A 21,574-nucleotide genomic window follows, 5' to 3' on the forward strand; every position below is an offset into this window, starting at 1 on the left:
ATCCTACCTTGTAGCTGTCGATAACTTTGCCGATCGCCCATTTACAACATTGGGCTGCTTCAAATTAGCTGTTGTGAACCGCGACAACTCCACGCAAACCAGCCGATCTTTTTGAGCCGGCTGCGGGCGATCGCCCTTCTCTACAATATTTATCCAATTTTGATTTAATCGGCTCAGAACTGATCGGGGGCCAAACGCTCCTCAGCTAAATCGCGAATTAGCGACAGCCGAGACTCGATGTACTCGTTCAACACATCTGTTTCATTGCCATTGAGCGCAGAATTTGCCTTTAACTGCTTCAGCAGCCACTGTACCAGGGTGTCATCGTCTAAATTGACTAACAGAGTGGCTTGGGTGGTCTCAATTAACGACCAGAGTTGACGTAACATGATTGGAGTCATAAAACCTCCTCAAGCGTAAATACGCAGTTAATGGGTTGGGCGGGCGAAAATCCGATCTTAGTCTTTCAAGCCGATATACGAAAAGTACCTTTTGAGCGATCGGCTTAATGATTATTTTATATTTCACCACAATAACTCAATTTAGTAGTGTCAAAAGCTACAACACACAAGATGTTATAAGAGTTCCTAATCTCGTCACATAGAAATAAATATCTTGATAAAAAGTTAAAAATCTTTACAGGTTATCGATCGCAGGGGCTAATAGGAGGTATTTGCGATCGGGCGATCGGGCCACTTTTGCATAAAATCAATCAAGTCCTAGGTTGCGTCGCCTAGCGAAAATCCCTAAACATATCCATAATCTCATAGATCCGCACCTTGCAAACTATCGCCCGTGCAAAAAACCCAACACTTCTTTTGTAGCCAAACTATCATGATTTTTTAGGCCTGGGCACTCATACAAATACTGTAGAACCTATCACTGACCAGCAGTCCACTTTTCAACCCCCGCCAGAATTAATTCTAATTCAGCGATGATTTTCGTCGCGCCCTCCAAATCGTTTGATTGTGCCAGACGTTCAAGCTCAGCAGCCAAATCCGGCATTCGCCGCACCGCCGCCGTAGCGCTGACACCTTTAATTTGATGCGCGTGGCGGGCCAGCGCCTGCACATCTCCCGAAGAAATCGCCCCCTTAGCTGCTTTTAAATAACTGTCAGTATCCACCACAAAAGTTTGCAAAATTTCCCGCTCAAAATCTAAATCAGCGCCAGCAATTTCGTGCAAACGCGCCATATCCACTACAGATTCTAGATCCGCTGCAGAGTTTTCGAGTTCCTCGCCCTGAAACTTGGGACTTTCAATTTTTAACTTTACCGACCAATTTTCGAGTACAGATTTTAACTTTTCGATCGAAATAGGTTTGCTAATATAATCGTCCATCCCCGCCGCCAGACACTTTTCCCGATCGCCCTTCAAAGCATTCGCCGTCATCGCAATCACCACCGTATGAAGCTTCAACTCTCCCAAACCAGCAGCGCCTGTCGCTTCCAGACGGCGCAATTCCCGCGTCGCTTCGTAACCGTCCAAAACCGGCATCTGACAGTCCATCAACACAATGTCATACTTTTTGAGAGTCAGCATCGATAGCGCCTCAGCACCGTTATTCGCCACATCCGCAGCGCATCCCAAAAGTTTGAGTTGATTCAAGCCAACTTTTTGATTGATCGGAGTATCTTCAACTAACAAAATCTTCAAGCTGGCTAACTCCCGATTGTCAATAACTGAGGGTTGATTATTGGTGGGATTTGCCAGCGACAGATCGATTTCAACACTAGGGGCGATCGCATTCACCAAACAATCAAACAGCCGATGAGCTTTCACAGGTTTAGTTAAATAGCCGCTAAAACCGATATCTACCAAACGTTTCGCCTCCGATATCTGAGTAATAGAAGTCAACACCACCCAATGCGTTTGCTGCATAGCCTGCTCAGCAATCATCAAACGTTCCAGACTTCCCGCCACCATTTCCGGTAACTGAATATCAACCAAAACAATAGCGTAAGGAGAATTAATGCTGACAGCTTTGTACAGAGAGGCGATCGCCATCCAACCGTTCTCAACCTCGTCAACTTCCATTCCCCACAAAACAGCCATTTTCAGCAGCACTTTTCGCAATGTCGGCTTATCGCTAGCAACTAACATTTTTCGTCCCGCCAACACCGTTTGCAAATTCACGTGGCACGCTGTCCTCGCAGCAGTCAAATTTTCCTTAACAGCCGGCACAGTAAACCAAAAAGTTGAGCCTTGACCAAGCGTGCTTTCCACGCCTATTTGACCCCCTAGCAACTCCACCAACTGCTTAGAAATAGCCAAACCTAAACCTGTACCACCGTATTTTCTCGTCGTAGAAGCATCAACTTGAGTAAAAGATTGAAACAGCTTTATTTGGTCTTCTGTCGTTATACCAATTCCTGTATCTGTGATTTTAAACAGCAGGAACAGCGATCGATCGCTTCCGAGTTTTAACGGCTGCATATTCTCTAATTTTTGGCGGGCGGCACTGGCTGCCACCAACCCCGGAGGTCTGCCAGTAGAAACTTCAATTACTACTTCTCCTACTTCGGTAAACTTAATCGCATTATTGATTAAGTTAGTGAGAATTTGTCGCAACCTCGCTGCGTCGCCTCTAATTTTCTGCGGCACGTCGCTGTCAATCAGCGCCACCAATTCTATACCTTTTTCTTGTGCGGGAGTTGCTAACAAATCCAGCACTTCATCCAAACAGATACTGAGGTCAAATTCGATAGTTTCCAAGCGCATTTCTCCGGCTTCCAGTTTGGAGAGATCGAGAATATCATTAATGATTGATAGCAAATTTTGGCTGCTGAGTTTCAGCGTCTGTACAAAGTCTAGCTGTTCGGGAGTGAGATTTGTTTTCAGCAGCAAATCAGTCATTCCCATCACTCCATTCATCGGAGTGCGGATTTCGTGACTCATATTTGCTAAAAATAGCGACTTCATTCTAGAGGCTTCTAGGGCTGCTTCTCGGGCTTGCTGCGCTTGTTCAAACAAAGTAGATTGCTGAATGGCGATCGCCAACTGCACGCTCAACCTTCCCAGCAAATCCACCTCAGAATCAGTCCAAGCGCGTGGGCCACCGCACTGGTGAGCAACCAGCAATCCCCACAACCGATTTTGACTGGTTTCCCAACTCGCGATGGGCGATTCTGTTCCGGGAGTTTTTGACCAATTTTCGGCGATCGACTCTTGATTTTCATCGCCGATAAAAATTGGGACAACTAAATTAGCCCTTACCTGCAAACTCACCAAAAAATTTAGGTGGATGTCGCTCAAGCTTGCCGCATGAACATCTTCAATAGCTTGAATTTTACCAGCGCGGTACACCGATACATAACTTTCCTCAAAAGATGATTCTTCCAGCTTTCTGTCTAGCAGCGGCATCCAATCCTCGCCCACAGATTCCACAACCACAATCGCTGTTTCCTCCGAATCAAAACGATAAATTACCGTGCGGTCAGTCGCCAGCAAATGCCGCACTTCTTCCACGGCTGTGCTCAGAGTTTGAGTGAGATTGAGAGACTGCCGGACTCGCTGGGCGATCGCCGAAACCAGCCGTTCTTGTTCTGCTTGTTCCCGCAGCATTCTCTCAGCTTGCTTGCGTTCTGTCACATCGCGAATTACCGCAGCAAAGCACAGCGGTTCGCTTCTTTGAGGATGCTTTACCAGAAAAGCATTTATCACCACATCTATGCGTTTTTGGCTGTGGAAGTTCTGCATTTTACCTTCACCTTGCCACTGACCGTCACTGAGCATTTTGGGCAAAATTTCTTGAGTAAATTCTTGTTTAAAAGTGTGACCTATATAATCCCATATCTCCGTATAAAGCATTTCCGAAAGCTGATCTACACCAACCATTTTGCGTCCGGCTTCGTTGACAAACAGTGTGTGGCCTTCGAGAGTAGCCATACCGATAAAATCGCTGCTATTTTCAATCAACGACACAAATTTTTGCCGTTCTTCTTCTTCTTTTTTGCGTTCGGTAATGTCGCGCTTGACGCAGACGTGACAAATTATATCGGCGCTGTTGTTCATCACAGAGTATGCCGCTACGTCGATCGCCAGCGTGCGCCCTTTTTTAGTAGAGTTAGTAATTTCGCCCCGAAAAGTTCCTGTTTTCGCTAAATTTTTGGTAATTGCCGAAAAGCGCTCCTCCGCCACCAGCGGCGGCGCTTCTGCTTCTAATTCTGCGTCTGTGTATTCTAGCAGCGATTGGTGAGCGCGATTTTGTTCGAGAAAAAACCCATCAGCATCGATAATTACGATCGCATCGTTGGAGTTTAAAAATATTTCTCGATAAAGTTTAAGTTTTTCCTCAGCTCGCTTGCGTTCGGTGATATCTCTTTTGACGCTGACGTAACAAACCACATCCCCAGCATCATTGAGAACCGCAAAAGCCGAAAGTTCCGCCTCAAAGATTCCGGCTTGTAAAGCCTTAACACAGGTTATTTCGCCTCGATAACTCCCTGTTTCGGCTAAGCTTTGCAGCAGCGACGCAAAAGCCGGTTCTCCCATGTGAATCGCAGGGGTTTTCCCCCACAATTTCGATGAGGTGTAACCCAGCAAAACCGTGTGAGCTTGATTTGTTTCTAAATAATAGCCTTGGGGGTCTAAAATGGCGATCGCATCGTTAGACTTTAAAAATATTTCTTGATAAAGTTGCAGTTTTAATTCCGCTCGTTTGCGATCGCTAATATCCGTGAACAAGCCGTAGTAAACTATCTCCCCCGATTCTTGCATTTCCGGTTGAGAAGCTCCTTGCATCCATTTCAGTTTTCCCGACGGAGTAACAATTCTGCCTTCCCACCGCCAAGGCTGCAAACTTTCAGCAGAAATCTGCACCGAGTTAACAAAATCATCTCGATCTTCGGGATGAATCATGTCAACAATTACATTAAAATCTTGCTGAGCCACCTCTGGTTCTATTTCATACAATTCTCGACAGCCCGCGCTCACAAACGAGAAGGTCATCGAACCGTCTGGCTGCAAGTCAATTTGATATACCGTACCAGGTACGCTAGCAGTAATTTTTTGCAGTTTGGCTTGGCTTTGATTTCTGGCTTCCTCTGCTGCAGAGTGTTCTAAAATTTCCCGATAAATACCCAAAACCCCAAATATATTGCCCTCCGCATCGCGCAGCGGCAGTTTTTGGGCATCAAAAAAGTGCTGTCTGTCGCCTCCAAAGACGATCGCCTGGTAGGGATTGCGAACCATCTCCCCGGCGAGTACAGCTCGATCTTCCTCGCGAATGCCCCTAACAAAGCCTTGGCGATCGCCAAACACGGCTGCTGCTGAAAATCCTAATTCAATGTCATCTTTTCCGAGAATTTCTTCAACATTTTTCCCTAAATATTGCGCCAAAATTTGATTAACAAAAATGTATTTAAAATTTCTATCTTTGGCAAAAACTATGTCCGGCGCACAGTCCGCCAAAGCCCGCAATACGAATTCTTTAGTTTCCTCACCGACTGCAAAATTATCTCGATCTTTTTCCTTGACATTCGGCTTTTTAGCTGCTAAATTAATCAAAGATGTTGCACAGATTTGAGCGACAGTTTGGAGCAAACAAAGGTGTTCGATATTAAAAGCAGTTGCCTGCTCTGCACCGATAAAAAATACTCCCAACAATTCTTGACTTTCATCTTCGTTAGCTGGTGCCATCAAGACAGACTTAAACTGACCGATTGGTGGCAAAGCGATGTTGTACGCCCAGTCCCGATTTCCAGCGAGCCATTCAACGCGGGCTGCTTGCAATCGTGCTTTAATTTTGGCTTTGGTGCGAGCAGTTAAAGGGTTTGACAGTGGTTGGAGGTATAGTCGATCGTCCGGTAGCGTCAAAAGTTCGTTAGCGTTAGCGAAGCGATCCGAAGGAAAGCCCGCCCCTAGGGTGGCTGGGCCCTCGAAGAGGATCGTCTCCGCAGGAATCAGACGCCCGATATGTTCGATACACGCAGACCAAATTTCCTCAGCAACCCTGGCAAGTTGTACTTTCACGGTAAGTTCGTTGAGAACTTGCAGTTCAAAAGTACGCTGGCGGACTTGTGCTTTGAGGCTGGCGGCTAGGATTTGCATAGTGCTCACCACACAGGTTTCCTTATATTATAATTATTGATTTTCAAACTTTTTTAAACAATAATTTTAAAATATATCCGGCGAAAAGACAAATTTTTTAGATTTAAATTACCTTCATTCGTCACAAAATAAAAGCGCGATCGGGAGCGAAGCAGCAGTGCAAGACACCTGCTTCGCTCCCGCTGCAAAGTTGAAAAGTGAAATTATCCCATCAAAATCACGTTATCAATAACGTGGATGACACCATTGTCAGCTTCGATATCTGCCGCGACAACAGTAGCGTTTTTCACTTCAAAACCGTCAGAACAATCAATTTTAATTGGCGAACCTTCTAAAGAAGTAACAAAACCGAGTTTTGCCAAATCAGCCTTCATAAACTTGCCGGAGACGACGTGAAACATCAAAATTCTGCTCAATTGGGGGACATTCTGCACTAGCGTAGTGATAGTTCCCGGTGGCAATTTCGCAAAAGCATCGTCAGTGGGTGCAAAGACCGTGAAAGGCCCCGGACTTTTGAGTGCATCTACTAAATTAGCTACTTGCACCGCTGTTACAAGGGTTTGGAAGGAACCCGCACCTACGGCAATATCCACAATATCAGGCATTTTGTTCTACCTCGTTTGGCAAAAAAGTTCTATTAAGTATCGTAAACTGATGCGGGCAAAAATACCTACTGTCTTTACTAAAAAATTGGTAATTCGTTGAGGTGCTGGGATTTATCTCCTCTCTTATTTTGCGGGTACAAGTCCGAACTTTCTAACCTGACAATGGTTATTTTATAGGTATCATATTATTAACTAATATGTAACTTAGTCGCGAGGCAATTTAAGATCCCTACAAGATTGCTGGCGGTTAGGACACCAAAACCTTTGTTTCTAAATATGTTATTTCTAAATTCAAATCCTCTCCTTTATGAATATTGAAGCTGCCATACAGAATAGAAATCTCAAAAATATCCGTATGAATTAAAGCTGCTTGACGGTGTTCGTCTTCACCCAAATGAATGCCAATTAAATCAGCTTCAGGTTCTTGTACATCTTCCGGATGAAACACTTCCCAACTGACATCTCGGCAGTCATGAAATACTATGGTATAAGGCAAGCGATCACCTGTAGGATCGTAAATACATTGAAATAAAATTTCATTTCCCCACAAAGAGACATTGACATTGGTTACGAGGGATGTCAGTCCACCTAAATTAAGTAAGTTGTAGTCATCCGGCATACTAATTCCTCACTTTTTCTCCAGTATTGTGTGTACCCAGAATTGGGTTGCCAAATTCATCGCGTGTTTTGATCAAACTGCCGTCTTTGTCAAGACGCAAACCTTTGTTTATTCTTCTGCCATCTGAACCGTATCTAGGAGCAGCGGTGCGTATAACTTCACCATCAATACGAATATGGACTCGCGAACGAGCGGCAAATTCCTATTCAAGATAACCACCTTTAGTAGGTCGGATTTCTGCACCCAGTCCGCGCAAAAAGTCATCGACTTCTTGGCGAGTCATTCCGGTTAAGTTTCCAAATTCCGATGCAGTTCCATGTCCTCCAACTCCCTGACTCGGCACGCCAGTCTCCCCACCAACCATTGCTGATTTGAGTTTAACACGGTTGGAAGAAGGAAGTTCGGCAACGAGCAATGTACGGGATGTAACGGATGTAACTGATGTAAGTCCGTCGGAAGATGGAAGAAGGAAGTTCGGCAACGAGCAATGTACGGGATGTAACGGATGTAAGTCCGTCGGAAGAAGGAAGAAGGAAGAAGGAAGAAGGAAGAAGGAAGAAGGAAGAAGGAAGAGGGAAGAAGGAAGAGGGAAGAGGGAAGAAGGAAGATGGAAGAATTATTCCTTAAACTCGCAATTTTCAATTTTCAATTTTCAATTACCAATTACCCAAAGAATAGGGGTACGCACTGCGCCCCCTATTAATAAACTAACTAAAGTGGTAAAGAATTATTGATTAGCCGAGTTGAACTTTAACCACGCGGTTCTTTTCTGCTTCCGCCTTTGGTAAAGTCAAGTTCAAAATCCCATTTTTGTACTCAGCTTGTACGCTGTCATTTTGAACTCGTGCGGGTAGGGGAATCACCCGGCGGAAGGAACCGTAGCGAAACTCTGAACGGGTTATGCCTTTATCTTCGCTCTTGATTTCCGATCGCCTTTCGCCACTAATAGCCACCGCTTCTGCGGTTACTTGTACGTCCAAATCCTGAGCTTCCATTCCTGGGATTTCTAACTTAAGGTGGATGGCTTCGGGAGTGTCATTGAGTTCGGCGGGGGGGACAAAAGCTAGGCCGTTAGATGGGCGATCGGTCGCTGGTGTCAAGCTATCAAACAACCGATTCATTTCTCGCTGCAAGGAGTCCATTTCTCGCAAAGGTTCCCAACGAATAAGTGCCATAATTGATACCTCGAATCTCTTACGTTGTTAGAGGTTGAGAAACACTTGACTCAACCTGTATTTAATATATTCCTGCTTCCGCAACAGCGATATTCGGTTTTCCGCAAAAAGGGCGATCGCATTTCCGAACATTGGCGATCGTACTGCTAAATCATTACAGGCGCAGGTATCCGAGGGAGCCACAGCTAAATAATGTTAAATTTGAGATTGCTCTGCTTTTTCTCAAGTCGGTCAATCCCACCGCGAATGCTGATAAGAAGCGTAGGTATCAAACAAAGCACCAACCAAACCAAAAGCTAGACCGATCGCCAAAACACCCTGCAGAGGAGAGCCACTGCCAAAAGTCGCTAAGAACTGTAAAATCATGTTTTCTCCAGAACGACCGAGCCCTTGGAAGCCAGGGACGAGGCTAATCAGCGCACAGCCAGTCAATCCCGCGCCGATCGACAATAAGGGAGCGACAAAGCTCAACAGGCCCGTCAGCAGTAAAGAGCGAAGAAAATTAGGAAATATGCTCATAAGAGTCAGTAAATTCAGCTAAACTGCCGAAAGGTGCAAGTAAACAAAACTTGTCTTTTTCTACGATAGGCAGCGATCGCCCTCCGCAGCCAATTCTGTCAAAAATCTTAAATCTTAGAGAAGAAACTTGTTTAAGATTTGTAGATAGATTTCATTTTTGGCAGTTGTTCTACAGTCAAAATCCCTTGAGCACAACTACACAGTCAAGCCTCAGTTTGTGGAGTAAGCGGTTGTTCGCAGCAATTTTATTGGGCGGCCAAGTCATGCTGCACCTGCTGACGCGCAAAATTAACCGCCGCAACACCCTCGACCAAATGGCAGCAGTTGGCCCGGAATCGCTGTTGATTGCTTTGCTGACTGCTGGTTTTGTCGGCATGGTATTTACTATTCAGGTAGCGAGGGAGTTTATTAACCTCGGTGCCGGCAATGTCGTCGGCGGCGTTTTGGCTTTGTCTTTGACTCGCGAACTCGGCCCCGTTTTAACAGCGGTAATCGTGACGGGACGGGTAGGTTCGGCTTTTGCGGCGGAAATCGGCACGATGCAGGTCACAGAGCAGATAGATGCCCTGCTGATGCTCAGAACAGACCCGATAGACTACTTAGTAATTCCCCGCGTCATTGCTTGCTGCTTGATGCTGCCAATTCTGACAATATTGTCCCTAGTCACCGGCATCATCGGCGGGCTGCTGATTGCAACGACAATGTACGGCATCTCTCAAACAGTGTTTTTAGAATCTGTCCGGCATTTCCTGAGTCTGTGGGATATTTGCAGCGCAGCAATTAAGGCTTTTGTGTTCGGTGCTTTGATTGCTGTAATCGGTACTAGCTGGGGTTTGACCACCACCGGCGGCGCAAAAGGTGTGGGACAATCGACTACTACAGCGGTGGTGACGGCTTTGCTGGCAATTTTTGTGGTTAACTTTTTGATGACTTGGATCATGTTTCAGGGGACGGGTTCTAGCGTACTCAAAGGCTTGTAAGCTAGGAAACAGATAAAATATGAATAATTGGCAACATTCGTTTATGTACCTTTGATTTAAACCTGTGAATACAACCGCCTCTGCGACCGCGCCCACAAATACGATCGAGCTCGCCCCGAGTTTTGCGATTCCCCTAATGCTGGTACTGGCCGCCGTACCGCTGCTGTTCGTGCAGAAGTGGGCGAGTTTGCCGCTTTCGCTGTTCGGCTTGTTTCTGATGTACCAAGCCGCCACCATCCGGCTGCAATTCACCGCAACGGATTTGGACATTTATCGATCGCAAAACTTAATCCGCCGCTTTCCTTACCGAGAATGGCAAAATTGGCGGATATTTTGGCCCGCGCTGCCGATTTTGTTCTATTTCAAAGAAATTAACAGCATTCACTTTCTGCCGGTTCTGTTCGATCGTAAAATGCTACAGACCTGCTTAGAACAGCGCTGTCCCCGTCAAGACTAAAAAAGTTGTTAATTTAAAATATTTAGCTTTTCCGTGCCCTGGGCCGAACAAAATTTCCCATGAATTCAGACGAATCTCCAACCCAAAAACCTCAAGAAACAGCCGCCGCTGACGGCGAACTAAACTTATCGGTATCTGAGACGGAGTACCAACTTCCATCTCAGACACCGCAAAAGCCGATCGCTCTTAACAAACCTGCCGCCCAATTCCCGCCAGAAACAGACCCCTGGGCCGAGGAAGAGGCCGAAATCGCCGATGAAGCGGACGCAGCAAGCGCGATCGATCAAATTCAGCCAGAAACAGACGATCGCTCTTTTGAAAGCGCGTTAGCGAAGCCCTCGAAGAGGATCGGTCGAATCGAGCCAGAAACAGACTCCCAGCCAACAGCAACCGCCGCAACGGTGACAGAAATTTCAGAAAATGTTACCGAAAATGTGGCAGATCGAGTTCAAAAATTGCTCCAGCAAGAACAAAATTTGACAGAAAAAATTGCGGCGCTGGAAGCCGACAAAGCCAAAGCATTAGAAGCGTTGAGCGAGGCTCAATCATCGATGGGGCGTTTGGTACAAGACGGCTTGATTCAATTAGACAAGCGCAAACAAACCCTACAAATCGAAATAGAAAAACTCGAACGCCGGCGCGATCGAATTCAAAAGGAAATGCGGACAACTTTTGCAGGCGTTTCCCAAGACTTAGCCATCCGAGTCCAGGGTTTCAAAGACTATCTAGTCGGAAGTTTGCAGGATTTGGCCGCCACTGCGGAACTCTTAGATTTGACACCGCCAATCCAAGAAACGCCCAAGCAAATGTATGCGGACGAATCGGAGTCCTCAGCACCAGTAAATCTGAGATTTGCCGAACCAGGATTTCAAGAACAAACCAAACAAATTCGCCGCATCCTCGACCAATATCGCACCCTCCCGGACTACTACGGCCCAGCTTGGCAACTCCGCCGCACCTTTGAACCCATCCACGCGGAACGAGTCTCTAACTGGTTTTTCACCCAAGGAGGAAGGGGCGCTTTGCGAACTATGGGTTCGCGCTTGCAAAATATCTTGATTACTTCGGCGATTGTTTCTGTCCTCAGAAGCGTCTACGGCGCACGGGTGCGGACTTTGGTGCTCGCCAACACTCCCGAACGTTTGGGAGAGTGGCGCAGGGGTTTGCAGGACTGTTTGGGGATTACTCGCAGCGATTTTGGCCCGGAACGCGGCATTATTATGTTTGAGTCTCCCGAGGCTTTGGCTCAAAAAGCCGATCGACTGGTGAAAGATGGCAATTTGCCGCTAATTGCGATCGATGAAACTGAGGATTTAATTAGTTTGTCAATGCTGCAATTTCCGCTGTGGCTGGCCTTTGCTCCAGATCCGCAAAGTTTGATGGTTCCTAAAGATTTTTGAATGGGTAATTAGTAATTAGAAACGGGTAATGGTAATCGGTAATTGCTGATTGGACAAGCAAAAAACACACCATACCCGGCAGGGGCGGGTTGAGTTCAGAATCTATGAAACAAGCAACTCGATCGAGGCAAAATCCGCCCTCTCTTTATGAAGGTAAAAAAAACACATTTGCTATGGCAAATTGTAAAAATACACGAAGATTAAATTAAAACATGACTAGCTGGATAGTTTTAAATGGCGCACTTTTAATAGCAGCTTATCTGCTGGGTTCAATTCCGACTGGGTACACCCTGGGTAAATGGATGCTGGGAATTGATATTCGAGAGGTGGGTTCTGGTTCGACTGGCGCGACTAATGTACTGAGGACTTTGGGGAAAGGGCCGGGGTTGGCGGTGTTGCTGGTTGATGTGTTGAAGGGCGTAAGTGCGATCGTCCTAACCCGCTACATTTACTCTGTAGATTTTACCAGTCAGTTAGCGATCGGCGCAGGTATAGAAAATACTTCCACTATCATTCCTTGGATGGCAACTTTAACAGGCTTGTTTGCTGTTTTGGGCCACAGCAAGTCTATCTGGTTGGGGTTTACTGGCGGTAAATCTGTGGCTACGAGTTTGGGAGTTTTGCTGGGTTTGTATTGGCCAGTTGGTTTGGGAACTTTAGGGATTTTTGGAATTGTTTTTGCAGTGTCCCGAATTGTTTCTTTAAGCTCAATTATCGGAGCAATTAGCGTTGCTGGATTGATGTTTGCTTTACATCAGCCGCTGGCTTATGTATTGTTTGCAATTGCGGGCGGTGTGTTTGTGATTGTGCGGCACCGCAGCAATATTCAGCGTTTGTTGAACGGTACTGAACCGAGGATTGGAGAGAAATTGGAAACAGCAGCTAGCGATCAATAATCATATCATGTCCGGTTGATGACCATAACAAAAACCCTTCGTTCTTAGTCCGTTCTCCGGCTGCAGACTAAAGTCCGCATTACAAACTTTACTGATTGCGGTCAATCGAACGGATTTGATATATAGCGGTTCTCAAAAACATGAGGTATGCCAAATTATGCGACGATCAGCTTTTCGCACGGAGGCCGTCTTTACCTCCAGAAACCTCAGAAAGCCTATAGGCACTTGCGATTCCCAATTCGCAATTCCCAATTCCCAATTACCCATTACCCATTACCGGACATACCTCATCTTTACGAGAAAGGCTATAACACCTATTTCCCTAATTCTTGAGAACGCAAATAAGCCACTTTGACTGCTTCGATCGTAGCAGATCGAAAGCCATTACTTTCTAATTTAGCAATTCCGGCAATAGTTGTACCGCCGGGACTTGTCACCCGATCTTTTAATTCGGCGGGGTGCATTCCTGTTTCTTGTAATAGCTTCGCTGTACCGAATACAGTTTGGATTGCTAATTGAGAGGCGATCGCCCGTGGCAGTCCAACACAAACTCCGCCATCTGTCAAGGCTTCGATAAAAATTGCCACATAACCAGGGCCGGAACCGGAAAGCCCAGTCACCGCATCCAGCATACTTTCGGGAACTTCCACGACTTCTCCCACAGCGCCAAAGATGCGTTTTACCAATTCTAAATCGGTTGGTTGCACAAGTTTGCCAGGGGCGATCGCGCTCATTCCCGCCCCCACCGTCGCCGGAGTATTCGGCATCACCCGCAGCACTCCCCGCCCAGGGAAAGCCGGTTCTAGCTTGCTGAGCGGGACTCCTGCTAAAATCGATACTATCAACGCTTCGGGCTGGGAATTAGCCGTTTCTCCATTATTTGCTTGTTGGCGATCGATCGCCACAGCCAACTCCAAAGCTACCGTATCAAACATTTGCGGTTTAATCGCCAAAAACAGCACTTCTGTAGCGGTAGCAACTTCTAGATTGCTTGCTGTTGTAGCGATTCCGTAGGTTTCCGTCAAAAATTCGCGCCGTTGGGGTTGCGGATCGCTGACCAATATTTCTGAGGGTAAATAAACTTTTTGTGCTATGAGGCGCGACAGGAGAGCTTCTCCCATTACCCCGCCGCCGATCGTACCAAATTTGATGTTAGTCATTAGTCAGTTGTCAGTTGTCAGTTGTTAGCTAATGTTAGTGAACTACTCAGCGCTGATGCTATCGCATACAGCGTGGGCTTCTGTCTTCGCAGGGGAGTGCCTCAGATTGGACTTACGCCCCACCTTTGGACTTACCTTCCCTCCAACAGCAGAAACGGCTGTTCCATCCGTCTTTAGCATTCTGATACCTTCATTCCTGATATTTGTTGCAGCATTGCCATCTCTGTCGTGATGAGTGCCACAGTAAGAGCAAGTCCACTCGCGCACATCTAAAGACATTTCCGAGACTTGATGCAAACAAACTGAACAGGTTTTAGAGCTAGGGAACCATCGATCAATTTCTACTAACTTACCGCCTTTGCGGTCTAATTTGTAGCTCAGGAAATTGACAAAAATTCCCCAACCAGCATCAGAAATAGCTTTAGCTAAGCAATGATTACGAACCATGCCTTTAACATGAAGATTTTCTACTATGACAACTTGGTTTTTGTTGACCAGCTTTGCGCTGAGTTTATGCAGAAAATCATGCCGAAAATTGGCTACCCGTTCGTGTATCTTAGCCAGTAATTTTTTAGCTTTTTTGCGAGAATTACTGCCATCCTTTTTACGCGCTAACTTTTGCTGCTTACGCTTGAGATTGTGTTGATGTTTTACAAAATGTTGAGGGTTCTCAAACTTAGAAATCTTAGTGCCATCGGCAACGATTGCAAACTGTTTTAATCCTAAGTCAATCCCAAGGATTTTGCCAGAAGTAGAAAATTCTGGATTTTCACCTTCAATCTCAAATAAAATTGCAGCAAAGTATTTACCTGAAGGGTTTTGGCTAACTGTGACAGTTTTGATTTTTCCGTCAATCGGTCTATGTAATTTTGCTTTGACTACTCCAAGTTTAGGGAACTTGAGTTCAGCGTCAGAAATGACTTGAACATTTTGGGGGTATTGAATCGACTGCTTATGCTTTTTTGACTTGAACTTAGGAAACTGAGCTCTTTTGTCAAAAAAGTTTTTATAGGCAATCGTGAGATTAAGCGTAGCCGCCTGTAGCACTTGACTGTAGCAGTCACTTAACCATTCATATTCCTTTTTTAGGGCTGGCAGTAAAGCATTTAATGCAGATTGTCCAAGCCCTTTGCCAGTCTCTTGATAGACTTCAATCGACTTATTAAGCGCGTAATTCCACCACCAACGAGCGCAACCAAAGCTCTGTGCCAGATGCTTGCACTGCCGATCGGTAGGGTATAAACGAACTTTGACAACTTTGCGTAGCATTTAGTTACTGCTAATTCCTAATTAATAGTAAATATTAGATCAAAGGTTTTGCCGATCTACAAATATCGCAGAGCGAACAAGTGGGCATAGAACCCAATTGTTCTGTACGCTTTTATCCCGGCACTCAACGGACTACCATTAGAGTGGGGGACTTCCCGCTTGTTAGTTAATCTGCAGTCTTGATTCCACAGTTAAGCTGCTTTGCATCTAATTTGACAGTCAATTTTTCTACAATTATTGTGGGATGGGCAGGAGAGCCCGTCTTTGTATTCAATTTAGATGCGTAGCAGCTTATTAGTTGTCAACTGTCAACTGTCAACTGTCAACTGTCAGTTGACAACTGACTAATGACTACTGAGCCATTGGAGCTTGTTCTGCCGGCCAGACAGTCGGTGCAGGAGCAGCAGCAGGGCGGGGGCGTCCTTGGGCTGGGGGCACTTCGTGAACCACACCAGACTGAGTTCTCACTTGCACGCAGCTAGGCGTAAACAAGAAAATGCTTTCGCCAATTCGCTCTTGATGACCGTCAAGGGCGTAAGTACCGCCCGCTACAAAGTCCACAGCTCTTTGCGCTTGGTCTGGATCCATCACAGTTAGGTTCAAAACCACAGACTTGCGCTCTTTCAGCGCTCGAATTGCTGCCGGCATCTCTTCAAAAGTGCGCGGCTCCATTACTACTACTTCCGAAATCCCGTTCATAGCTCCAGGCATTCCAATCACGTTATTCATTACTGACCCTACTCCCCCGGTTGGTGCAACAACATCCGTACCTGTCGATCCTACTACTGACCGCTCCCGCATTCTGCGATTTTGGCGGCGTTCTTCTTCTGCTGCAGCGGCTGCAGCGGCGTTCGGTTCGGGCGGTTGGTAGACGGTTTGAAAACGATCTCCATCCGCTTCGTCGTATTCGTAATCGTATTCACCTTCATTGTTGAAGCCTACAAAATCTCGTAGCTTAGAAAAAATGCTCACCATTTAAGCTCCTTCACGACTGTACTGCCCCGACTATACTCGCGTTGCGGGTTAGCCGCGGGTCGCTAACTACTCTATTTTTAACCCAAGTTGTCCTCTCTTCTAGAGCCAAACAAGCTTGTTCCTAGCCGTATCATAGTAGCACCTGCTTGAATTGCCAAATGATAATCTCCCGACATCCCCATCGAGAGCTGCTGCATTTGGATGTGGGGCAAATTTTGCTGCTGGATTTTATTAGCAAGTTCGCGGGTGCTGTTAAACAATTCTAGGATTTGCGCCTCATCTAATCCTAGCGGAGGTATTGTCATCAAACCTTGAATTTTGAGATTCTGACATTTATTCAGTTCTGGGAGGTCGGCAAGCAGTTCTGGGACTGTCCAGCCGTATTTGTCGGGATCTGGCAACATTTTGACTTGCAGGCAGACTTCCCGAGAGCAGGACTGTTCTCCCGCTATGCGATCGAGCCTAGCTGCCAATTTTAAGTTATCTACAGAATGAATCCACTGGAAATGCTCTAGGGCTTTGGCTGCTTTGTTGGCTTGCAAGTGCCCGATGAGGTGCCAGTTGATGCCGGGTAAATCTTGCAGTTGGTTTTGTTTTTCGACAGTCTCTTGAACCTTGCTCTCCCCAAAATCTCGGATGCCCGCGCCGTATGCTTCGCGGATAGCATCAGTCGATACCTGTTTGGTAACGGCAATTAACCGCACTGATTCGGGCAAGTGTTGGCGAATGCTGTTAATTCGAGAGGTAATGGTCATAGTTGCTCAATGCTCGGAAGTGGAGGGAAGGAAAGTTAGGAACGAAAATTTAATCAGTAGGGCGTGCTGAATTAATTACACTTGCATATCGCCCCAGGGCCCAATCAGCGTCAAGAGTCTTTTTGTAATTAATGATGCCCGGTTACTTAATTTAAACATCTGCTACACTTCTGTGTTTCCAGAAGCGGCGAGGGAAACAGAGGCAGAGCCTGGTAACGAGGAATTTCCTATTACGAAATTCCCAATTACCAATGACTAATGACCAATGACTAATGACCAATGACAGATTTTCGCTATTGAAATGTACGCTGGTGAATGGCTTGCAATTGGTCGTAATCTTTGTATTGCCCGTTGCGGCGGAGCGTTCGCAGGCGAATTTCTACCATCAGGCGAGCGTCGGAGCGGCTGATGGGTTCAAATCTCAGGCCGCCTGGGCCGTTTGTCACTAAGAAGAATAGGCGTTGGGCGTATAGTGTGGTGAATAATTCTTGGCTGTCTTCAACCTGGGATACCCTGAAGAGGAGGCCGAAGTTTGGATGGTTCAGGTAGGTTTCTGTAGTCATTTATGCTCACAGTCGATCGATTTTAGTTTAAAGATTTAGATTTTAGATTTAAGTTTCGCTGGGGAATCACGGGAGGGGGTTGTTTTCTGGCGGGGTACAAAGGGCGATCGCCCTAGCGGTTCAGTAGTCTCCGTCGTGGCTGAAGCTCGTGCTGCTGCTGTTCCGTGCAGTTGCACGTTTGGAGCACCGCGATCGTCTCGCCGAACTTCCACATCTGCATATCGTATTCCCCGCCATCGGGTGCCTAGAGCTTTGACAACAGCGTCCTTGGCGGCCCAGCAGCTAGCTGGTTGCAGGAAACTCGATTCATTTTACCTTTAATGCTGCTGTGTTGAGAATTTTATTGCCCGCAATCCCTGCGTTCGGCGGGCGTGTAAACTTTTTCGAGGAAGCGCGATCGCCCAACGGGTCTAATGCGGCGTCAACTACCCATCAATCACTCAATCCCCCAATCTAAAATCTAAAACTTGTTCCCTCGCGAAGTCGAAGAATCTAAAATCTAAAATCCTAACTATCCCAACCCCAAACCAAGCGGGCGCTCCAGAGAAGGATCAAGCAACCGAGGGCGATCCAGTCTCGGATTTTGAAGTGCAACTGATGCCATTCTACACGGTGTCGATCGGGACTTGTGAAGCCACGAACAGTCATGGCGCTGGCTATTTGTTCGGCTCGCAACAGCAAATTTTCTAACAGCCGCTCGGCGATGAGCAACCAAACTTGAGCGGCGCGGCGAAATCCGAGTTTTTTCCAGTTTATGGCTCTGGTGCTGACCGATCGCACTAAATTTTGTATTTCTTCCAATACTAGGGGAATGAAGCGCAAAGATAACGTTAATGTTAGCGCTATTTCGGTGACAGGCCAGTGCAAGCGGCGCAGCGGGCTCATTAAATTTTCAATAGCGCAGGTGATTTCTTCGCTGGCTGTGGTGAGTAGATAGAGGTTGGTGCTGTAAATTACTGTGAAAAATAAGGTGCTGACGTTGATAGCTAAATCTATGGATTTGCGGGTGATTGTGATCGGGCCGCCTTTAAATAAAACGTAACGGTAGTTTGTGGGTTGGGGGAGTTTAGTTTGCGGTTGAGATTTGGAATTTTGGGTTGGGGAGTTTGAGCCTAAATTAAAAGGTTTGTACCACGCTTTCGGCTCTGGAGGGGGTGGAAGGGTTGCGGGCTGTTGGGAAAAGGTTAATTCGTCGGCGGGGATGCGGGGCTGGTGTTCTGAGGGGAGTGCATCGGGGGCGATCGCGCTGAGGCAAAATACTAAAAGGCAGAATAGCAGCAGCAGTCCCATTTGCTGTTTCCACACGCGCAGGGGAATGGCTGCGGTTAGTGTCAGTACGATTAACATTGCTACTAGCATCAACCGCCAAGCGGGGTTGGCGAGTATGGGCGCGATTAGGAATGTCATCAACCAGGCTAGTTTGACGCGGGAGTCTACGCGGTGCAGCCACGTTACGGGTTGTTCTAGGTAAAGTCCTATCGGGAGCGATCGAAGTAAATCCATGTTGCGATTTTAGATTTTAGATTTTAGATTTTAGATTTTAGATTTTTTGATTGTTTGAATTGTTTAATTATTTGATTGGACTTTATTTTATTGTTTAATTTTTGAGGGAAAACTTTTTTGGTTGGGGATTTGAGATTATTTTATTTGCGACTTGCTGTTGGGTTCTTAGCAATTAAAGTTTTGATTGAAGCAACTGTCATTGCTAAAATTTCATTCGTTTCTGACATGATACTCCTCAAATTAGTGACATCTACTAATTTAGCTTCAACTATCAGCTCCATCCAGTAAAGACATTCATCTGCTTCTTCTTCCACTATTCTGAGTTTTGCAATTAAGTCTGCTGTCTCTCTAGCGCGACAAGCTGCTCGATAGTTAGCCCCTACAGAAGTTCCTGAACGAATTAACTGCTTGCCAATTACCTCAGAAACGGTATTTTTGGGCAGTGAACTTACTAGCTTAATAAGTCTTAATGCTAGAGCCTTCGTTCTTTGTTTAAACTCTTGTTCGTCCATCTTGGGATTTTCGATTTTCGATTTTTGATTTTTTCATTGGAATTTTAAATTTTAGATTTTAGATTGGGTCTTTGACATTGGGATTTTGCAATTGTTTGATTTTTGATGAAACAAAAAAACGCAATTCATTAATTTTATTATTAAATTGCGTTTTTTCTTCAATCTAAAATCCAAAATTACTTGACTCGGAGTGCTCTGTTTGTTGTGCTGACTTCGGTGGCTCGAACTTTTTTGCCTCTCCACAGCAGCCGCATTGGTGTGCCGGTAAAGCCTAGGTGTTTGCGGAATTGGCTTTCCATGTAACGGCGGTAGTTTTCGGTGAACCGTTTGGGATCGTTGACAAACAATGCAATTGTTGGTGGCTGCGATCGCACTTGGGTTCCGTAATAGATTTTACCTTGTTTTCCTTGGCGGGTAACTGGCGCTGAGTGCCAGCTTGTGGCTTCTTCTATGACTTCGTTAATCACGGCGGTTGGGACGCGACGCTTGTGTTCGTCGGAGGCTTTGTCTACTAATTCAATGATTTTTTCAACTCGCTGTCCGCTCATGGCGCTGACGAAAATCATTTCTGCCCAGTCGAGGAAATAAAGTCTGCTTCTTACTTCTTTTTCGTACTCGTAGATGGTGTCGTTGTCCTTTTCTATGGCATCCCATTTGTTGATGACCATGATGCAGGCTCGACCTTCTTGGCTGATGCGATCGGCTAATTTTTGGTCTTGATCCGTAACGCCATCAATTGCGTCAATTACTAGCAGTATAACGTCGGCGCGGCGGATGGCTTTGAAGGCGCGGTTGATGCCGAAGAATTCTGCACCGTATTCGACGTTTTTCTTTTTGCGAATTCCGGCGGTGTCGATCAGGCGGTAGGTTTGACCGTTGCGTTGTACTATGGTGTCGATCGCGTCGCGGGTTGTGCCGGAAATTGGGCTGACTATGGCGCGGTTTTCTCCGAGAAATGCGTTTAGCAAGCTCGATTTTCCGACGTTGGGACGACCGATAATTGCTACTTTAATTTCATCTACTTCTGGCTCTATTTCTGTGGGAAGGTGAGTCATTAGTTCGTCTAGCAATTCGCCGGTGCCGTTACCGTGAATCCCGGAAATTGGGAAAGGTTCTCCTAGTCCCAATGTCCAAAAGTCTGCTGCTTGGGTGAGTCCGGTATTTTCCGATTCGCACTTGTTGACGGCTAGAATGATGGGGACTTTTTGCAGGCGCAGCCAAGATGCGATGGATTCGTCGCCGCCTGTGAGTCCGGTTTTTCCGTCTACTACGAAAATGGCTGCGCTGGCTTCTGCAAGCGCCGCCAGTGCTTGTTCCCGGATTAATGGCAGAAATTCGGTTTCGTCGTCGAATACTAGCCCGCCTGTGTCTACAATTTGATATTCGCGATCGCCCCAGTATGCTGGTCTGTAGGTGCGATCGCGCGTGATTCCCGGTTCGTCGTGGACGATCGCGTCTTGGCTGTTGGCTAAACGGTTGACTATCGTCGATTTGCCTACATTGGGGCGTCCAATAATAGCAACTATAGGTAGAGGCATAAATGTAGCAGCAATTATGCTGCGCCGTAATTTTGAGCTTTAGTCTCTGATTATAGGGGAATCTGACTGAAATGGACAGACTTATTTCTCTCTTGGGGTTAGCGGTTTTTGTCGCTTTGTCCTAGGCATTTTCAGTTTCTCGGCGCGCTGTTAAGTGGCTTCCCGTACTTTGGGGAATTGCTTGGCAGCTAATTTGGACAATTTTGATTCTCAAAACTGCTCGTGGTTTGGCGCTATTTACATTTTTAGGAGATTTAGTCACCCAGTTTCTAATTTTTTTATATAGCGGAGCAAAGTTTTTATATGGAGAAAAATTGATGGAGCGTTTTATCGCTTTTGCAGTGTTGCCGACTCTCATTGTTTTCTCTTCGTTTATCACCATAAACGATTTCTGAACGATCGGCAATTATTCCGATTTATGCTTTGCTTTGTGCAGTTTTTCTAATATTGCTTCCATCGGGATTCAAATTTGGGGGATTGGTGCGATCGCGCTATCGCATCAGGGCGATTTTGCTCGGTTGGGCGCGATCTCAAATCCTCTCTTCATCGGAATAGTAAATTCACTGTTGACCGTTAACTGTTAACCGTTAACCGTTA

General features: G+C 46.1%; 22 protein-coding genes and 1 pseudogene. 7 read left to right on the top strand and 16 right to left on the bottom strand.

Going from position 1 to position 21,574, the window contains the following annotated elements; all coding sequences use genetic code 11:
• Nucleotides 1-173: 173 nt before the first annotated feature.
• From QUA01_RS20820 to QUA01_RS20840, 5 genes are all read right to left on the bottom strand, one after another.
• The gene (locus tag QUA01_RS20820; protein ID WP_333092834.1) at nucleotides 174-401 is read right to left on the bottom strand and encodes a hypothetical protein; all 228 of its coding nucleotides are present in this window, start codon (nucleotides 399-401) and stop codon (nucleotides 174-176) included.
• Nucleotides 402-879: 478 nt separating this feature from the next.
• Nucleotides 880-6,063 (bottom strand): PAS domain-containing hybrid sensor histidine kinase/response regulator, encoded by a 5,184-nt coding sequence (locus tag QUA01_RS20825; protein WP_333156972.1) that lies wholly within the window; start codon nucleotides 6,061-6,063, stop codon nucleotides 880-882.
• Between the two features lie 191 nt (nucleotides 6,064-6,254).
• On the bottom strand, nucleotides 6,255-6,656 hold the full coding sequence (locus QUA01_RS20830; RefSeq protein ID WP_194011615.1) for a fasciclin domain-containing protein: 402 nt from the start codon (nucleotides 6,654-6,656) through the stop codon (nucleotides 6,255-6,257).
• A gap of 247 nt (nucleotides 6,657-6,903) precedes the next feature.
• Nucleotides 6,904-7,275, bottom strand: coding sequence for a hypothetical protein (locus QUA01_RS20835; RefSeq protein ID WP_333092833.1), 372 nt, complete (start codon nucleotides 7,273-7,275; stop codon nucleotides 6,904-6,906).
• Between the two features lie 202 nt (nucleotides 7,276-7,477).
• The gene (locus QUA01_RS20840; RefSeq protein WP_333133207.1) at nucleotides 7,478-7,690 is read right to left on the bottom strand and encodes a hypothetical protein; all 213 of its coding nucleotides are present in this window, start codon (nucleotides 7,688-7,690) and stop codon (nucleotides 7,478-7,480) included.
• 44 nt (nucleotides 7,691-7,734) lie between these two features.
• Between QUA01_RS20840 and QUA01_RS20845 the strand changes: the two genes are divergently transcribed.
• On the top strand, nucleotides 7,735-7,902 hold the full coding sequence (locus tag QUA01_RS20845) for a hypothetical protein (RefSeq protein WP_333092831.1): 168 nt from the start codon (nucleotides 7,735-7,737) through the stop codon (nucleotides 7,900-7,902).
• Between the two features lie 107 nt (nucleotides 7,903-8,009).
• On the opposite strand, the gene QUA01_RS20850 is transcribed toward QUA01_RS20845, so the two are convergent.
• The gene (locus QUA01_RS20850) at nucleotides 8,010-8,450 is read right to left on the bottom strand and encodes an Hsp20/alpha crystallin family protein (protein ID WP_333092830.1); all 441 of its coding nucleotides are present in this window, start codon (nucleotides 8,448-8,450) and stop codon (nucleotides 8,010-8,012) included.
• Nucleotides 8,451-8,681: 231 nt separating this feature from the next.
• Entirely contained in the window at nucleotides 8,682-8,969 is a 288-nt protein-coding gene (locus QUA01_RS20855; protein ID WP_194068401.1) for a hypothetical protein, read from the bottom strand.
• 185 nt (nucleotides 8,970-9,154) lie between these two features.
• On the opposite strand from QUA01_RS20855, the gene QUA01_RS20860 reads away from it, so the two are divergent.
• From QUA01_RS20860 to plsY, 4 genes are all read left to right on the top strand, one after another.
• Entirely contained in the window at nucleotides 9,155-9,949 is a 795-nt protein-coding gene (locus QUA01_RS20860) for an MlaE family lipid ABC transporter permease subunit (RefSeq protein WP_333092843.1), read from the top strand.
• 64 nt (nucleotides 9,950-10,013) lie between these two features.
• Nucleotides 10,014-10,406 (top strand): DUF3119 family protein, encoded by a 393-nt coding sequence (locus tag QUA01_RS20865; protein WP_333092829.1) that lies wholly within the window; start codon nucleotides 10,014-10,016, stop codon nucleotides 10,404-10,406.
• 59 nt (nucleotides 10,407-10,465) lie between these two features.
• The gene (locus tag QUA01_RS20870) at nucleotides 10,466-11,806 is read left to right on the top strand and encodes a DUF3086 domain-containing protein (RefSeq protein WP_333092828.1); all 1,341 of its coding nucleotides are present in this window, start codon (nucleotides 10,466-10,468) and stop codon (nucleotides 11,804-11,806) included.
• A gap of 212 nt (nucleotides 11,807-12,018) precedes the next feature.
• Nucleotides 12,019-12,702 carry a glycerol-3-phosphate 1-O-acyltransferase PlsY gene (gene plsY, locus QUA01_RS20875; RefSeq protein WP_333092827.1) on the top strand — a complete coding sequence of 228 codons (684 nt, stop codon included), beginning with the start codon at nucleotides 12,019-12,021 and terminating at the stop codon, nucleotides 12,700-12,702.
• A gap of 314 nt (nucleotides 12,703-13,016) precedes the next feature.
• Here the strand turns inward: plsY and proC are convergent, their stop codons facing one another.
• From proC to der, 9 genes are all read right to left on the bottom strand, one after another.
• Entirely contained in the window at nucleotides 13,017-13,862 is an 846-nt protein-coding gene (gene proC, locus QUA01_RS20880; protein WP_333092826.1) for a pyrroline-5-carboxylate reductase, read from the bottom strand.
• A 42-nt stretch (nucleotides 13,863-13,904) separates the two neighbouring features.
• Nucleotides 13,905-15,131 carry an RNA-guided endonuclease InsQ/TnpB family protein gene (locus tag QUA01_RS20885; RefSeq protein ID WP_333092825.1) on the bottom strand — a complete coding sequence of 409 codons (1,227 nt, stop codon included), beginning with the start codon at nucleotides 15,129-15,131 and terminating at the stop codon, nucleotides 13,905-13,907.
• A gap of 351 nt (nucleotides 15,132-15,482) precedes the next feature.
• Nucleotides 15,483-16,106 carry a cell division protein SepF gene (locus tag QUA01_RS20890; RefSeq protein ID WP_333092824.1) on the bottom strand — a complete coding sequence of 208 codons (624 nt, stop codon included), beginning with the start codon at nucleotides 16,104-16,106 and terminating at the stop codon, nucleotides 15,483-15,485.
• A gap of 77 nt (nucleotides 16,107-16,183) precedes the next feature.
• Nucleotides 16,184-16,861 carry a YggS family pyridoxal phosphate-dependent enzyme gene (locus QUA01_RS20895; protein ID WP_333092823.1) on the bottom strand — a complete coding sequence of 226 codons (678 nt, stop codon included), beginning with the start codon at nucleotides 16,859-16,861 and terminating at the stop codon, nucleotides 16,184-16,186.
• A 293-nt stretch (nucleotides 16,862-17,154) separates the two neighbouring features.
• The gene (gene pipX / locus QUA01_RS20900; protein WP_194011441.1) at nucleotides 17,155-17,424 is read right to left on the bottom strand and encodes a transcriptional coactivator PipX; all 270 of its coding nucleotides are present in this window, start codon (nucleotides 17,422-17,424) and stop codon (nucleotides 17,155-17,157) included.
• 35 nt (nucleotides 17,425-17,459) lie between these two features.
• Nucleotides 17,460-17,720: a 4'-phosphopantetheinyl transferase superfamily protein gene (locus tag QUA01_RS20905; RefSeq protein ID WP_333156974.1), complete on the bottom strand. Its 261-nt coding sequence runs from the start codon at nucleotides 17,718-17,720 to the stop codon at nucleotides 17,460-17,462.
• A gap of 211 nt (nucleotides 17,721-17,931) precedes the next feature.
• Nucleotides 17,932-18,927 (bottom strand): energy-coupling factor transporter transmembrane component T family protein, encoded by a 996-nt coding sequence (locus tag QUA01_RS20910; protein WP_333092822.1) that lies wholly within the window; start codon nucleotides 18,925-18,927, stop codon nucleotides 17,932-17,934.
• A gap of 140 nt (nucleotides 18,928-19,067) precedes the next feature.
• Nucleotides 19,068-19,439, bottom strand: a complete 372-nt coding sequence (locus QUA01_RS20915; protein WP_333092821.1) for a four helix bundle protein — start codon at nucleotides 19,437-19,439, stop codon at nucleotides 19,068-19,070.
• A 176-nt stretch (nucleotides 19,440-19,615) separates the two neighbouring features.
• Complete coding sequence (gene der / locus QUA01_RS20920; RefSeq protein WP_194068387.1) at nucleotides 19,616-20,977, bottom strand: ribosome biogenesis GTPase Der; 1,362 nt, start codon at nucleotides 20,975-20,977, stop codon at nucleotides 19,616-19,618.
• Nucleotides 20,978-21,114: 137 nt separating this feature from the next.
• Here der and QUA01_RS20925 point away from each other — a divergent pair.
• Nucleotides 21,115-21,372 (top strand): annotated as a pseudogene (locus QUA01_RS20925) (Na+ dependent nucleoside transporter N-terminal domain-containing protein); the annotation flags it as partial.
• A gap of 33 nt (nucleotides 21,373-21,405) precedes the next feature.
• Nucleotides 21,406-21,561 carry a hypothetical protein gene (locus QUA01_RS27500; RefSeq protein WP_442921580.1) on the top strand — a complete coding sequence of 52 codons (156 nt, stop codon included), beginning with the start codon at nucleotides 21,406-21,408 and terminating at the stop codon, nucleotides 21,559-21,561.
• Nucleotides 21,562-21,574 lie beyond the last annotated feature (13 nt).

Source organism: Microcoleus sp. S36a_B3 (genome assembly GCF_036700745.1).
GTDB lineage: Bacteria > Cyanobacteriota > Cyanobacteriia > Cyanobacteriales > Microcoleaceae > Microcoleus.

Bases quoted from the DNA above. Each gene is read 5' to 3' on its own strand.
- QUA01_RS20820 (WP_333092834.1), bottom strand. From the start codon at position 401: ATGACTCCAATCATGTTACGTCAACTCTGGTCGTTAATTGAGACCACC.
- QUA01_RS20830 (WP_194011615.1), bottom strand. From the start codon at position 6,656: ATGCCTGATATTGTGGATATTGCCGTAGGTGCGGGTTCCTTCCAAACC.
- QUA01_RS20835 (WP_333092833.1), bottom strand. From the start codon at position 7,275: ATGCCGGATGACTACAACTTACTTAATTTAGGTGGACTGACATCCCTC.
- QUA01_RS20845 (WP_333092831.1), top strand. From the start codon at position 7,735: ATGGAAGAAGGAAGTTCGGCAACGAGCAATGTACGGGATGTAACGGAT.
- QUA01_RS20850 (WP_333092830.1), bottom strand. From the start codon at position 8,450: ATGGCACTTATTCGTTGGGAACCTTTGCGAGAAATGGACTCCTTGCAG.
- QUA01_RS20855 (WP_194068401.1), bottom strand. From the start codon at position 8,969: ATGAGCATATTTCCTAATTTTCTTCGCTCTTTACTGCTGACGGGCCTG.
- QUA01_RS20870 (WP_333092828.1), top strand. From the start codon at position 10,466: ATGAATTCAGACGAATCTCCAACCCAAAAACCTCAAGAAACAGCCGCC.
- plsY (WP_333092827.1), top strand. From the start codon at position 12,019: ATGACTAGCTGGATAGTTTTAAATGGCGCACTTTTAATAGCAGCTTAT.
- proC (WP_333092826.1), bottom strand. From the start codon at position 13,862: ATGACTAACATCAAATTTGGTACGATCGGCGGCGGGGTAATGGGAGAA.
- QUA01_RS20885 (WP_333092825.1), bottom strand. From the start codon at position 15,131: ATGCTACGCAAAGTTGTCAAAGTTCGTTTATACCCTACCGATCGGCAG.
- QUA01_RS20890 (WP_333092824.1), bottom strand. From the start codon at position 16,106: ATGGTGAGCATTTTTTCTAAGCTACGAGATTTTGTAGGCTTCAACAAT.
- QUA01_RS20895 (WP_333092823.1), bottom strand. From the start codon at position 16,861: ATGACCATTACCTCTCGAATTAACAGCATTCGCCAACACTTGCCCGAA.
- pipX (WP_194011441.1), bottom strand. From the start codon at position 17,424: ATGACTACAGAAACCTACCTGAACCATCCAAACTTCGGCCTCCTCTTC.
- QUA01_RS20910 (WP_333092822.1), bottom strand. From the start codon at position 18,927: ATGGATTTACTTCGATCGCTCCCGATAGGACTTTACCTAGAACAACCC.
- QUA01_RS20915 (WP_333092821.1), bottom strand. From the start codon at position 19,439: ATGGACGAACAAGAGTTTAAACAAAGAACGAAGGCTCTAGCATTAAGA.
- der (WP_194068387.1), bottom strand. From the start codon at position 20,977: ATGCCTCTACCTATAGTTGCTATTATTGGACGCCCCAATGTAGGCAAA.